This is a genomic window from Occallatibacter sp. (assembly GCF_049802275.1).
GTDB lineage: Bacteria > Acidobacteriota > Terriglobia > Terriglobales > Acidobacteriaceae > Telmatobacter.
Genome location: NZ_JBARMD010000687.1, coordinates 1 through 13,732, shown reverse-complemented (window position 1 = coordinate 13,732; position 13,732 = coordinate 1). Strand labels below are relative to the sequence as shown.

14 protein-coding genes and 1 pseudogene are annotated in these 13,732 nt (G+C 58.8%); 8 read left to right on the top strand and 7 right to left on the bottom strand.

The features are described 5' to 3' along the window. Positions 1-292, bottom strand: a pseudogene (locus WA354_RS23275) (hypothetical protein); the annotation flags it as partial. A 235-nt stretch (positions 293-527) separates the two neighbouring features. On the opposite strand from WA354_RS23275, the gene WA354_RS23270 reads away from it, so the two are divergent. Both WA354_RS23270 and WA354_RS23265 read left to right on the top strand, forming a co-directional pair. Continuing rightward, complete coding sequence (locus WA354_RS23270) at positions 528-2,336, top strand: SpoIVB peptidase S55 (protein WP_472815415.1); 1,809 nt, start codon at positions 528-530, stop codon at positions 2,334-2,336. A gap of 93 nt (positions 2,337-2,429) precedes the next feature. Further along, complete coding sequence (locus WA354_RS23265) at positions 2,430-3,437, top strand: NAD(P)-dependent alcohol dehydrogenase (RefSeq protein WP_472815414.1); 1,008 nt, start codon at positions 2,430-2,432, stop codon at positions 3,435-3,437. A gap of 69 nt (positions 3,438-3,506) precedes the next feature. Here WA354_RS23265 and WA354_RS23260 read toward each other — a convergent pair whose 3' ends face one another. Beyond that, positions 3,507-3,977 carry a response regulator gene (locus WA354_RS23260; protein WP_472815413.1) on the bottom strand — a complete coding sequence of 157 codons (471 nt, stop codon included), beginning with the start codon at positions 3,975-3,977 and terminating at the stop codon, positions 3,507-3,509. 280 nt (positions 3,978-4,257) lie between these two features. On the opposite strand from WA354_RS23260, the gene WA354_RS23255 reads away from it, so the two are divergent. From WA354_RS23255 to WA354_RS23240, 4 genes are read left to right on the top strand one after another with little or no spacing between them, the layout of a single operon-like run. Then, positions 4,258-4,554, top strand: a complete 297-nt coding sequence (locus tag WA354_RS23255) for a hypothetical protein (RefSeq protein WP_472815412.1) — start codon at positions 4,258-4,260, stop codon at positions 4,552-4,554. Between the two features lie 19 nt (positions 4,555-4,573). Then, positions 4,574-4,972 (top strand): RNA-binding S4 domain-containing protein, encoded by a 399-nt coding sequence (locus WA354_RS23250; protein ID WP_472815411.1) that lies wholly within the window; start codon positions 4,574-4,576, stop codon positions 4,970-4,972. A 41-nt stretch (positions 4,973-5,013) separates the two neighbouring features. Then, positions 5,014-7,326, top strand: a complete 2,313-nt coding sequence (locus WA354_RS23245; RefSeq protein WP_472815410.1) for a hypothetical protein — start codon at positions 5,014-5,016, stop codon at positions 7,324-7,326. A 30-nt stretch (positions 7,327-7,356) separates the two neighbouring features. Beyond that, positions 7,357-8,604, top strand: coding sequence for an FtsX-like permease family protein (locus tag WA354_RS23240; RefSeq protein ID WP_472815409.1), 1,248 nt, complete (start codon positions 7,357-7,359; stop codon positions 8,602-8,604). Positions 8,605-9,594: 990 nt separating this feature from the next. On the opposite strand, the gene WA354_RS23235 is transcribed toward WA354_RS23240, so the two are convergent. From WA354_RS23235 to WA354_RS23215, 5 genes are all read right to left on the bottom strand, one after another. Further along, positions 9,595-10,089, bottom strand: coding sequence for a GNAT family N-acetyltransferase (locus tag WA354_RS23235; RefSeq protein ID WP_472815408.1), 495 nt, complete (start codon positions 10,087-10,089; stop codon positions 9,595-9,597). A gap of 24 nt (positions 10,090-10,113) precedes the next feature. Further along, on the bottom strand, positions 10,114-10,314 hold the full coding sequence (locus WA354_RS23230) for a hypothetical protein (RefSeq protein ID WP_472815407.1): 201 nt from the start codon (positions 10,312-10,314) through the stop codon (positions 10,114-10,116). Between the two features lie 84 nt (positions 10,315-10,398). Next, positions 10,399-10,806 (bottom strand): DUF1398 family protein, encoded by a 408-nt coding sequence (locus tag WA354_RS23225; protein ID WP_472815406.1) that lies wholly within the window; start codon positions 10,804-10,806, stop codon positions 10,399-10,401. A 9-nt stretch (positions 10,807-10,815) separates the two neighbouring features. Beyond that, on the bottom strand, positions 10,816-11,289 hold the full coding sequence (locus tag WA354_RS23220; protein WP_472815405.1) for a MarR family winged helix-turn-helix transcriptional regulator: 474 nt from the start codon (positions 11,287-11,289) through the stop codon (positions 10,816-10,818). 32 nt (positions 11,290-11,321) lie between these two features. After that, positions 11,322-11,903: a flavodoxin domain-containing protein gene (locus WA354_RS23215; RefSeq protein ID WP_472815404.1), complete on the bottom strand. Its 582-nt coding sequence runs from the start codon at positions 11,901-11,903 to the stop codon at positions 11,322-11,324. A 229-nt stretch (positions 11,904-12,132) separates the two neighbouring features. On the opposite strand from WA354_RS23215, the gene WA354_RS23210 reads away from it, so the two are divergent. Both WA354_RS23210 and WA354_RS23205 read left to right on the top strand, forming a co-directional pair. Next, entirely contained in the window at positions 12,133-13,014 is an 882-nt protein-coding gene (locus tag WA354_RS23210) for a Cof-type HAD-IIB family hydrolase (RefSeq protein ID WP_472815403.1), read from the top strand. A gap of 18 nt (positions 13,015-13,032) precedes the next feature. Then, positions 13,033-13,732 (top strand): lytic transglycosylase domain-containing protein (locus tag WA354_RS23205; RefSeq protein ID WP_472815402.1); only part of this gene is annotated, 700 nt, incomplete at its 3' end.

Below are 13,732 nucleotides of genomic sequence, written 5' to 3'. Positions count from 1 at the left end.
GCGAATAATCCCCCGCCCCTTCCGGGTTCTTGAACTTCGGTTGGGCCGGCGCGGGCGGCGGCGGCGCTTCATCCGGCTTGTCCTTCTTCTTCGGCAAGACAATCGCCCCGTTGTCTCCGCCCGGGCCTCCGGCATCAGGCGAGGTCTGATCCGGTGGGGGCTGCGCTGGAGGAGTCTGCTGCGGCTGCGGCGTACTCTGTGCCCAGCCTGCGGGCGCGAACGCCAGGGCAACCAGCAGGAAGATCGAAGCAAATCGGCAACGGCGAAAAGCGTACGGGCGAATCGTTGGCATGAAGGCCTCTGTGTTCACAGCATAGGGATTGCCCAAAGGAATCGGCAAGCGAAGCAACGCAATGGCGAAAACAACCTTCAGCTTTGGGCGTCAAAACCTTTGACGCATGACAAACGGAATTAAATTGCGATCTCCCGCTGCGATGCGGCACAGGTTTAATCTTATAGACGTGAATCCCTGCCCTAAGGCAATCGCGACCCCATTCCGAACCCTGGCGAGAACGCTTGCCATCCCCTTGCTCACCATTTTCCTTACGGAATCCCTTGCGGGGCAATCGGCCGCAGTACCCGCTGGTCCCCCACCTTCGGGCGGCGGCTTCTTTCCCCTCAGCCAGGTTCATCGCGGCCAGATGGCCACCGCCTGGACAGTTTTCACCGGCACCAACCCCGAGCCCATGCAAGTGGAAATCCTTGGCGTTCTGCGCGGTGCGCGGGGTCCGGGACAGGATATGATCCTCGCCCAGCTCCACGGTGCCAAGCCTGAATACACCGGCGTCGTCGCCGGCATGAGCGGAAGCCCGGTCTACATCGGCAACAAGCTCCTCGGCTCCCTTTCCTACCGTATCGGTCAGTTTGCCAAGGATCCCATAGCCGGCATCACCCCGATCGCCCAGATGCTTGAAGTCAAAGACATGCCCGTCAACACCCAATGGGCCTCGGGCTCGCCGCATGTCGCTGGAACGCAAACCGACAATTCCCTTTCATCCGATGGAATGACTTTTCAGCCAATGGAGACGCCGCTCGTCATGAGCGGTTTCCGGCCTGCAGCCATACGCCTTTGGCAGAAAGAAATGGCCGGCACCGGCCTTGACATCATCGCCGCGGGAGGCGGTAGCGGCTCATCGAAACCTGACGCCTCTGGCTCCTTCGACGCCATCTCTCCCTCCGCGGTCAGGAGCATCGTGCCCGGTTCCGCTGTCAGCGCGCAGCTGGTCCGAGGAGATCTTGAAGTCTCTGCCACCTGCACCGTCACCTACGTGGATCCCGAACAGCTCCTGGCATGCGGTCACCCTATCCTCCAGGCCGGCACCGTCTCGCTGCCCATGACCACCGCCGAAGTCGTCGAAACCCTGGCCTCTCCCCTCAATGCGTTCAAAATCATCAACACCGGCGATCCCATCGGCACGTTCACCGAAGATCGCGACTCTGCCATTCGCGGAGTGCTCGGCGTCAAACCGCACATGATTCCCGTCCACATCACCGTGCATGGCGAGGGTGCAGACCGGAAGTTGAACATCGAAGTCGTCGACCTGCCTTCACTCACCCCGCAAGCCGTTCTGGTATCGCTCTACGACGCGCTTCTTGAGAACAATCAAAGCAGCCTTGAAACCAGCTATCACGTCACTGGCAGCGTCAACATCGAAGGCTATCCGCCATCGCCGCTCGACCTCTGGGCTCCCGCGGGCGATCAAGGCTCGGCACAGCTATCTGCCGCCATGCAGACTGACCAGAGCTTTGCCCTGCTCTACGCAAACGGTGCGCGTCAGGGTGCCATCAAAGCCGTCGAACTCGACGTGGATTCGATTCCCCGTCGTGCGCAGGTTGAACTCGAAACCGCGCGCATCGACTCCAGCAACATCGTGCATGCCGGCGACACCGTGCTGGTCGAAGCTACCGTGCGACCGTGGCAGCAACCCGCAAGAAACATCCGCATCCCCATCAACCTGCCCCCGGGAATCCAGCCAGGAACAGTTCGCCTTCTGGTCTCCGACGCCGGAACGCTCGACCACGCATTGAATCAACCCCGCATCTCCAATCGCACCGTCGACTTTGAAACCGCGCTCGCCCAGGCTCAAAGCCGCCATCCCGCCGATCGTATCTTCGTCAGCCTGCTGCTGCCCGATGCCCAGGCCGGCGTCAATGGACAGACTCTGTCTACTTTGCCGCTCTCCGTAGCGAACGCACTCGAACCTCTGCGCACTGCCAAGGACGTCACACTCAATGGAGAGTCCGCCGTCGTCGCGGGTCAAGCGCCTGCCGGCGGCATGCTCAGCGGATTTCAAATCCTCAATCTGCATATCGAGCCCGGCGGCGGTTTAGACTAGAGTTGACCTGAACCGCTAACGTAAATCTGTCGCACTTGTACGGCCCACGTTACCGGCCTTTTTTGCGACCCCAGTGAGGACTGCGTAACAACCATGGCCCTAATTCAAGGACTAGCAGCTCACGCAGCGGGCGCCGAACTTTTGCCTTTTCGCTATGACCCAGGGGAACTGGGCTTGCAGGAAGTCGAAATCGGCATCACCCACTGCGGCATTTGTCATAGCGATCTCCACCTCATTTCAAACGACTGGGGAATCAGCCATTTTCCCTTCATCCCCGGACACGAGATCATCGGCACCGTGACAGCCGTTGGTCCCCACGTGCGCTCGATTAAAGTTGGTCAGCGCGTCGGCCTCGGCTGGCAGTCGAACTCGTGCGGAGAATGCGAGTGGTGCAGCCGCGGCCTTGAGAATCTGTGCGCTTCGCTGGAAGCCACCTGCGTGCATCGCAACGGCGGATATGCAGACAAGGTCCGCGCCAACGCGCGCTTCGTAATGCGCATTCCCGATGCCCTGCCCAGCGAGCAGGCCGCTCCCCTGCTATGCGGAGGCATAACTGTCTATAGCCCGCTGCGCGATCACGGCATCAATCCCTCGTCGCGCGTCGGCGTCGTTGGCATCGGTGGACTAGGCCACATCGCCATTCAGTTCGCTCGCGTCTTTGGCGCAGAAGTCACCGCGTTCTCCACTTCAACCGGGAAAGAAGAAGAAGCTCGTGCGCTGGGAGCGCATCACTTCGTGCATTCCCGCGAGTCGAAGTCGATGAAAGAAGTTGCCGGCTCGCTTGATTTCATTCTGAACACCGCCAATGCTGACCAGGATTGGAACGTCTATATCCAGGCTCTACGGCCCACCGGCACGCTGTGCTTTGTCGGAGTGCCTCCCTCGCCCGTGTCGTTGCAGGCCTTTCCTCTCATCAGCGGTATTCGAACTGTGACCGGCAGCCCCATCGGCAGTCCGCAGAAGATGCGCGAAATGCTCGAGGTCGCAGCGCGCCACGGCGTCAAAGCAACCACCGAGGCATTCGCAATGGCTAAGGCTAATGAGGCCATTGAGAAAGTCAAAAAGAATAAGGTGCGCTACAGGGCCGTCCTGGCCAGCTAAATTGAACGGGCGCCCGCGATCGGCGCCCATTCAGTTTCCAGCTTTAATATTTCCGCAGTTCGCCGCGCTTTATCTTGCTTCGACAGCAACTTGCTTCCGCGGTTTAAGCCCCTCTGAGACACGCGCCAGCAGATCCTGCGGATGCAAGGGCTTGTTGAGCAGCGTGAAATGATGACCATCTGCGCGTGCATTAGCCAGCAGATCGGCCGTCGATGCCTGCCCGGAGAAAAGAATAATTTTGCAATCCGGATAGATTCGCCTCACCGAAATTGCGAGTTCAATGCCCGTCATGCCGGGCAGAACCACATCGGTAATGAGCATCTCCGGTGGCGTCAACAGCGCAGTTTCGAGCGCGCTGTCTCCGTCGTACTCTGCCACTCCGGCATAGCCGCTTCGCGAAAGAATCTCCGCCAGGGTATCGGCAATCACACTCTCGTCGTCCACAACCAGGACCACGGGGCGATGACCTCCTTTGCTCTCATCGGAGACTGCAGGAACGTCTCTAAGCGGGACGGTGGGGAAAACTCTGTCCTTGCTCACGTATATTCACCTCTCGAATTCAAACCTAGCAGGGATTGTTGCATACGGGGAATCTCTTTGAGATCACGCGCTAAGTAGTTACAACATCGACAGATGTATGGGAGTCATAGGCTAACATTAGACCCTTTGCGACACACGTTTTTCTTCCGTGCGATTTGCTGATAATTCTTGACAGTTAATATCTGCTCAGCATTAGGATAGCTTTACGACGGTTTAGTCATACGTTAAGAGAACGCCTTCTGAACGATGTGAAGAAAAACACTGCTGAGGAAATCTTCCCATGGCCACGAATCCAAGTTCCGATACGCCGCCGATGAACTACCAGTCGATCAAACAAATAGACGTCCCAAAAGGACGAGATGGCAAGCACAAGCAGATCGTCACCCAGTTGCTGAATGACATTGAACAGCTGGAGGCTGACCGTGCGCTCAAGATTCCGCTTGAGGCGTTGCCCGACTCCAAGGAAAACATTCGCTCGGCTCTCAATCGCGCCACGCACCAGAGAGGCATCGTGGTGGCGACGTCCAGCGACTCAGAGTTCCTGTACATCTGGAGGACTTCGGATTCTGCTTCCTGATGCTTTTTCGCGAGATACCGTGACCTCTGGGCATTCCACCAATTCTGTTCGCATCGACAAGTGGCTTTGGGCCGCGCGTTTCTTCAAGACGCGCGTCCTTGCCTCCAAGGCGTGCGACCTCGGCCGAATCCACTCCAACGAAATCGAAGCCAAACCCGCCCGCGTTGTGCATGCAGGCGACATGCTTCGCATCAAAAACGAGGGCGGCGAATTTCGTATAGAAGTTCTTGAACTCAGCGAAATTCGCGGCCCCGCTGCCGTTGCACAAACCCTCTATCGCGAAACCGAAGCCAGCAAAGAACAACGCCTGCGCGAAGCCGCGGAGCGAAAAGCGATGCAGCAACACGCTCCCCTTCCCGAACACCGCCCCTCCAAACGCGACCGCCGCCGCATCATCCAGTTCCGCACTGGCAGATGAGCATGCTCTCCGCCCGCCCGCTTTAGTAGACTCAACGAAGAATGGTTGCTGCAAATCGTCAGACTCCCCGCCCTTTCTTCGCGTTCGTCTTTGCCGCTTTTGCGACAACCTTTGCGGTCCAGCCCCTCATCGGCCAGGGCACTCACCTTTGGACACAGTCACGCATCGACGAATTCGAAAAAGGGACTCCACAAGGTGTAGCCATCGGCAGTAACGGTGATCTGCGCGAAGGTCCCGGCTTGACGGATCTCTTCACCACACCCTCCACATTCGTCTGGTCTGTATCAGTGGGCAAGAACGGCACCCCATATCTCGGCACCGGCTCACCCGCAACCGTTCTCCGCGGAAGCACCCAGAAAGACGGCAAGCCATTCACGCTGTTTGAATCGCGCGATGTCAGCGTCCAGGTCGTACGCGTCGGCCCCGATGGTTCCCTCTACGCCGCCACTGTGCCCAGCGGCAAGGTCTACAAGCTCGATCCGAATGCAACCGCGAAACAGGATGAGTCGAGCGCAAAAGTCGTTTTCGATGCGAGCAAAACAGACGGCACTTCCGATAATGGCGCCGAATCAAGGTTCAATCGCGAATCAAAGTCGCACTACATCTGGGACATGACTTTCGACGCCTCCGGCAGACTCTACATCGCCGTAGGCGGCCCTGGTGCAATCTATCGTGTCGATCCTGCTAGAGCCGATGGAAAGCCAGAAATGTTTTTCAAGAGCGACGAGCAACACATACGCGCTCTCGCGTGGGATGCGAAGGGCAACCTCATCGCCGGTTCCGACGGCTCCGGCCTCGTCTATCGCATCAATCCGCAAGGCAAAGGTTACGTGCTGTTCGAAGCACCGCGCCGCGAGATTACTTCCGTGTCCGTCGCCGCGAATGGCACCGTCTTCGCAGCCAGCGTCGGCGACAAGAGCCATAATCCCTTACCTCCGCTTCCCGTGCAGGGTGTCGGGACCATCACCTTCACCATCGTGCAACCCGGCTCGCTGCAATCTGCGAACGCCAGCACCTCCACGCCCGAGGGCACTGAGATCTACGCTCTTGCCGAAGACCAGGCCCCGCGCAAGATATGGTCGAGTAAAGACGATATCGTTTACGCACTCGCCGCACAATCCGACGGCCTGCTCGCCATCAGCGGCAATCGGGGACATGTCTTCCGCATCCAGCCGAACGGTGATTACGCCGACGTCGCCAACGTCGAAGCACAGCAGGGCCTGAGCGTGGCCGAGGTCCACGGCAGCAACAGCGCCATCCTCATCGGCACCGGCAACACCGGCAAGCTTTATTCCCTCGGCAAATCCGAAACCCACGAATACGCCAGCGACGTGCTCGACGCCGGCGCCTTCGCGCGATTCGGCCGCGTCGAAGTCGATCCCGCCTCGCAGAACTATGAGATCCTCACGCGCACCGGCAACGTGGAGCAGCCCATCCGCGGTCGCGGGGACTGGGGATGGTCTGATTGGCAGCCTCTCAAAGAGGGCGCCGTCCAATCGCCTGCAGGCCGCTTCCTGCAATGGAAGGCAGTACTGCACGCCGGCGGCGAGCTGGGCAGCGTCGGCGTGAATTATCTCCCCGTGAATGCCGCACCCGAGATTGACGACCTCGTCGTCGCACCTGGAGCGCGCATCAACGTGCAAACTACGAACCCAGGCCAAACGCAAATCGTCAACATCAGCTTCCCCTCCTCGAACCAGCCGCTCGTCGTTCCGTTGGATACGGGCAGCGCCAACACGCCGCTTCAGGCCATCAAAGACCGCACCGCGGTTACGGTTCGCTGGGCCGCGCACGATGAAAACGGCGACGACCTTGTCTACGCGCTCTATCTCCGCGGCGACGGAGAACACGATTGGCACCTGCTTAAGGACAACATCACCGAAAAAGCCTACAGCTTCGACGCCGCACTCATTCCCGACGGCGGTTACCGGGTTAAAGTTGTCGCATCCGATTCTCCTTCGCACACTCCCGGCGAAGCCCTCTCCGACTCAAAGGAAAGTGAGCGCTTCGAAATTGATACCACGCCTCCAGTCATAAGTAATCTGCACGTGGAACAGGCACTGGCAAAATGCGCGCAGGCGCCGTGCCCCGCTCCTGCACGCGTCACGTTCGACGCCGAAGATGCTGCCTCGCCGATCGCGCACGCCGAGTACGCGCTCGATGCCGGCACGTGGCAGTACATCGATCCCGTCGGCAAACTCTCCGACTCGAAACGCGAGCAATACGACTTCCAGGTTCCCGCCAAGGCCCTCGAAGGCAAAACCGGCGAGCACCTCATCACCGTGCGCGTCTATGATCGCCACGAAAACGTCGGCGTGGCCAAAACCGTCTTCGGTTCACAGGCGCCAAAGTAAGAAGCAGGCACGAAGTAAGAAGCAGGCACAATGCGATTTGAGCTCTATGTGGCGGCCAGGTACCTGAAAGCCAAAAGGCGCCAGGCTGTCGTTGGTGTCGTAACCGCCATCTCCATCGGCGGAGTGGCCGCCGGAGTCGCCGCCCTCATCATCGCTCTCGCCGTCACCAACGGCATGCGCCGCGACCTGCAGGATCGCCTTGTCGACTCCAGCGCCCACGTGCAACTCATGCGCGTGAAGAACGACGGCATCCGTGATTGGCGTCCTCTCGTCGAAAAGCTGTCGAAGCTTCCACACGTTGTCGCCGCCGCGCCCGAGCTTGACGAACAGGTAATGGTCGCCCGAGGGGCTCGCGCCGGCTTCGCGCTGATCGAAGGAGTAGTACCGGCCGACGAAAAAACTGTCAGCAAGGTCCTGTCCAACACCTCGGCCGCGGCCATTCGCGCTCTTGATCCGGCACCTGAACCGGCCTCTCCGGCGAATGCGGAATATCCGCCCATTGTTCTTGGTAAAGATCTGGCGGACTCAATTGGTGCGAACGTCGGCGACTCCGTCACCGTGGTGAGCCCGCAGGGTGATCTGACGCCGGTTGGGGTGATCCCTAAAGTTCAGCACTTTCAGCTGGCCGGCACTTACCACACAGGCTTTTATCAATACGACTCCGCGTGGGGATTCGTACGCCTCTCCGATGCGCAGCGCCTTTATGATGAGCCTGACCTGGTCTCCGTAATCAGCTTCAAAGTCGACAACCTCAACAACGCCCCACGAATCGCGAAGGAAATCGAAGCCGCTGCCGGCCCTGGCTTCATGACCACCAACTGGATGGAGCAGAACCGCGAACTCTTCCGCGCCCTCAAGCTCGAGCAGATCGTCACCTTCATCGTCATCACGCTCATCGTTGTCGTTGCCGCGCTCAACATCCTCATCGCACTCACCATGATGGTGATGGAAAAGACTCGCGACATCGCCGTACTCATGAGCTTCGGAGTCGCCCCCGCACAGGTACGCCGCATCTTTCTGTTGCAGGGCCTGCTCATCAGCGTTGTCGGAACCGTGATCGGCCTCGTCCTCGGCTATATCGGCGCGTGGGCTGGAAGCCACTATCACATCCAACTCTCGCCCGACGTTTACGCCATCGACACGCTTCCCTTCGCACCAAGATGGGTGGACGGGATTCTGGTCTCCGCGGTCTCCATCAGCATCTCGCTGCTGGCAACGTTGTATCCTTCCTCGACCGCCGCCCGCATCCGCCCCGCTGAAGCCCTCCGTTACGAGTGACATTCATTAAAACTGAGATTTCACGTTCACAGTTTCACAGGATCTGTGAGGCTGTGGGATTTGAGCGAAGGATCGAATGATGCTGCAAGGTTTACGAGCCGGTGCAGGTGGGCTTCACAGTTTCACAGGGGGGAGGGGGTGGGGGGGTGAACTTGTCCGGCGCATGGTCGATGCCTGGCAGCGGAGTGCTTCGTTTGGCTTCCTCGCTCATCACGGTAAAGCTGCGATGAATGAGGCACAGTGTCTTTCGTTTCGAAGCAGCTGAAGTTTGGAGTGGAATCGATAAATGGGCCGCCAGCCGCATGAGAACTCCTATCAATCTGATTGTGCGCCGTACACGGGAAATTACCTGCAAAACACTTTCAACTTTTTTACGCATGGAATGTGCAAGTTGAGGCGCCTGACGGTAGAGATGCACTTGACTCCCGGTGATACGAGCGACTTCAGCGACTGGTGGACGGAGACTTTGTTTCTAGATCCAGAGCAGTTACCGCAGTGAGGCTCAACGAGGATAACTTCCGGGTGTCGACTTCAAAAGCACATGTTGACGCGGCGTGAATCTGGGCGTAGATTGACCTCGTACTGAGATGGGGGCAGTCCAAAAGATGCAGCGATACTCTTCTGGCGGTACATCGCGTGAGTTGACTGTGGCCTAGGGCTTCGCACCCCGATTCCCAATGGTTACCCCGCGGAAAATATTCAACCGCATGGGGTTTGACCGCATCTTTTCACGTTGCAATGCACCTCTCGATCCGATACGCAAAGTGGCGTTTTTCAAATGAAGCGACGACTGTGTCGCCCCGATAATCCGCTTTGGCGGACGGTGCCATCGAGCGATAGCGGCAGAGGGCATTGGTGAAAATGCCCGGGCAATCGCGTCAAGACGATAGCCTTAGTTCAAGACTTACAGATCACCACGACGGCCCAGGACAAAATGCCTGGGCCGTCGTAATTTGGAGGAGCGACATTGCATACCCTTTCGGCCGGCCGTCAGCAGCTCACTGCAGTGGCCGCGCCATCTCGTATTCCGTAATCGTTGGGATACACCGCTGTGTTGCCCGTTTTGCTGAACCCAAGGCGCTCATAAAATGCGATTGCGCCAGGATTCACACTCGTCACCATCAGCTTCAACTCCGGCATGGCGCGAGAAGCGGCCCACTCGACCACCGCATCGATCAGCGCCTTTCCCACGTCGGCACGCCTGAATTCGGGATCGACCCACATCGAAATCACATGCGCGTGCCGGGCCTGCTCTTCTTCGTACGCGCCGACGATCCCGCAGGCGACTGCGCCATCCATTGCCAGAAACATCGCAGACCCATTGCTGCTCCATCGCACCGAGCGCTTCATCCACTCCTCATCGGTAAGCTCAGATTCCTTTGCATAGGTGCTTGAAAACGCGGCAGGCGCATCCCGCAGCGCACGCAGGCGAACATCCTTGAACACAAGGGCAGTTTGAGGCGTGATGCGCTCAATGACGATCAATGCAACTCCGTGGCCATCGCGAATCTACTGCGGCGTAATGATCCCGCCCAGCGCATGCCTGCGAGGCAGCACAATGCCGCGATGATCCACTTCGACGGGCGCCGCCTTCGCTTCAGTCGACGGCAATTCAGCGCGCTCAATCAACGAGCCGCCGCACGCCGGGCACCAGTCCCCCTTGGTGTCCTGGGCCAGCACCGCATGGCAATGTGTGCAGATCCGTTCCATGCAGCAAGTGTATCCAATTTCCTGCTGTTGGAGCCTCGTTCAACCAACGAAGCGGACCCGTTGCATCAGAGCGGCCGCGAGCCGCTACTTTGCGCCCGGAAAATACTCCTCGTGAAACTCTCCTTTGCGTCCGAAGTAAATCACCTTCTTCCCCGTCAGGAAAGCCCAGTACGCGGTCACTCCTGCTGCGCACGACTTCCGCATGAATTCCGGATAGCGAATTTCATCACGCTGCGCGGCGCCGATCGCCGCCACGATTCCCTCCTCTGAAAACTCCTCGGCCACAACATCCAGTTGCAGATGCATCTTCACCGTCAGCGCCGTGCCGTCGCGCAGGTAGACGACATCCTCCGCGCGCGGCACGTCCACAAAGTACGACTCGACGCCCGCCGCCAGCATGCGGCCTACAACCTCTGGAAAAATCAGGTTCCCTGCCTGCGACTCGGCGAGAATCTTGTGAATCGCCTCAGCGTTCATCTCCTGCTTATGCATAACTCTCCTTTACTCGATTGGGACTCTGTGCAATTTGTTTCTTTCGACGAGCTTCTTCAGCGTCGTGAGCAGCGATTTGCGCTCGGACGCAGAAAGCGGCGCGAAAAACTCGCGATCGTTCAGATCTGCAAGTGCCGCCAGTTGCGGCACCAGCTTCGTGCCCGCGTTGGTCAGGCGAATATCCTGGTAGCGGCGGTCATCGCTGCGTTCTTCGCGCGCCACCAGCTTTTTCTCCACCAGGCGGTCAATCAGCTTCGATGCCGCACCCCTTGTCATTCCGGTGCGTTCGGCAACCGTGCTGGGAGCCAGATCGTCGCAGTCAAACATCTCGCGCAACACAACCCACTCAGCCACCGTGACGCCGCTTTGCCCGAGTTTGCGCGCGAAGGCATGTGAAACATGATTCGACACAAACCGCATCCAGAAACCGATGTGGTCCTGAAGATCGCTGACAGGCTGCGCAGATGCCCTTCCCTTGCTCATGGAAGAAGCATAGCTAAATATTAGTTTCCTAGTCAACTATTTCTATAGATACTATATTCGGCGAATTCTGCCGGTTGGGCTGCCGGACCTTTCTTCACATGATCCGCAATCGCCGCCGCCCACCGGCGAATCCAATCCCAATCGCGAATGTCCGATGCCGGCAACTTCCGCATGGGATTCCCCGGAAACTTCATCACCAGGCTGAAAGGAAACGGCAGGTTCAAATGGTGCGGATCAAACTTGCCGCCGAGCACGCGCACATTCGCCGCATGCAGCCAGGGATACTTCGCCAGTTCCTTTTTGGCCTGTTCCTCTGCCGCCGCAAAATTCTTTGGCTCATTTTCTGTCGGCCCAAGAACAAAGATCCACGGGTGTATATTGCCCAACTCCCGCCGAAACCGCTGCACAAACCTGTGGAACTCCTTTGGAAAATGACCTACGTACAGCGCGGTGCCAAGAATCACCGCTGTATCGTCCGCGATCGAATCCACGTCAACCATCGGCTTCACGTCCACCGCAACGCCTGCCTCGTGGATGGTCATTCCGATGGCCTCGGCAACCTCCTCCGTCGACCCGCTCCGCGTCACATACGCAATCAGGATTTCCGGCTGCATACTCGCCTCCGCTGCACACAATTCTGCGGCACTTCAAGCTCGCTGGGCGTGCCCCCGGTCACATGGTGAGGTGCTGTTGACCTCATGTTGCACAAATGCACGCAGGTTTTGAAAAGTATACGGCGCGGCTAAAAGCTGTGCCCTGATACAAATCCGTCTAAAGATGCGTTTTGGGGGCAAGCTGTTCAGTCGTGCCGAATGATCATCCCGTTCCCGGTACACTAGACCCATGCATCCCCCCGTGCGACTGGTGGCAATTGACATGGACGGCACCCTGCTGCCCACCTTCAGCCAATCCATCAGCCCCCGCAATGTACAAGCCCTTCGCGCCGCACAGCAGGCCGGCATCACGGTCGCCATCGCCACCGGGCGCCGAACCGCATATACCGCACCGCTGCTCGGGGGCCTTGGGCTGCGAGCGGATATGCCTCTCATCACGTCAAATGGAGCAGTGACCCGAACCCTGGGCGGCGATCCACTCGACCGCTCCAACCTCGAAGCCCGCGTGGCCCGGGGCCTCTGCGGCCTGCTCAGACCCTTCGGAACACTGGTATTTACCTTTGACCAGGTGGGACGCGGCGAATTGATACTCGAAGATTTCGACCAGGCACATCAGAGAATCGCATTATGGGTGGAGGCCAATCGCGACGCTATCGAGATTGTTAAACCGCTCGAAAACGCACTCAGCGATGGCAATGATCCCATCCAGGGTATGGTCACAGGCGCGATCGAAAAGATGAAACGAGCCGAACAAGCCCTCAAAGCCAGTGAATTGAGCCCGTTCTGCGAAGCTGTCCGAACCGAGTACCCTGCGCGCGATCTCTCTATCCTCGACCTGCTGCCGCCGGGTGTTTCAAAAGGCTGGGCACTGGAGAGGCTTGCCGCCCGCCTCGGTGTGGATCGCAAGGAAACCATGGCCATCGGCGATAACTGGAACGATGTGGACATGCTCGAATGGGCAGGTCAGGCCGTCATGATGGCCAACGCAGCCCAGGAACTGCGCACCCTGGCCAAAACCCGCGGCTGGAAGCAAACGCCGCCTAATGATGAGGATGGCGTGGCCGTGACTTTGGAGATGGCCGTGGCGCGCCACACCTCTGCTAAAGTCTGAACCAGCAGGAATTGAGTTTTGCGTCTTCACTTCCAATTCGTCGTTGCCCTGGTGGCTCTTGCTCTCGCCGGCGCCACCGCGCGGGCATTCGCCGCCGAGCGTGTAAGCCTGACCAACGGCTACGAGATGCTCTGCAACCATCATGAGCAGATCGGTTCGCAGGTTCGCCTCTATCTCGGTTCGGGCGATAGCAGCTATATCGACCGCTCCTCTGCGGATATCGCGAAGATTGAAACCGTTCCCGATCCTCCACGGACTCCGGCGTCTTCTGACGCAGCGGGATCGAAGACCGGCGCAAAGCTCAGCCCCGCTGATCTGCACGAAATGCTCGCCACAGCCGGCCAGCAGCACAATCTGGATGCCGACCTGCTCGCCAGCGTCGTTAAAGCGGAAAGCAATGGCAACACCCGCGCCGTAAGCCGGGCAGGCGCCCGCGGTCTCATGCAGCTGATGCCGAACACCGCCGCCGAAGAAGGTGTCGACGACAGCTTCCGTCCCGACGAGAATGTCCGCGGCGGCTCCGCTTATTTGAATGAACTGCTGGTGAAATACCACGACAACATCGCCCTGGCTCTCGCCGCTTACAACGCGGGTCCCGCTGCAGTTGACAGGTACCACGGTATTCCGCCTTACCACGAGACCCGCGCCTACGTAGCCCGCGTCATCCACGAGTTCAACAGCCGCGTGCTCGCGCGTGAATTGCAGGCGCGCCAGGGCC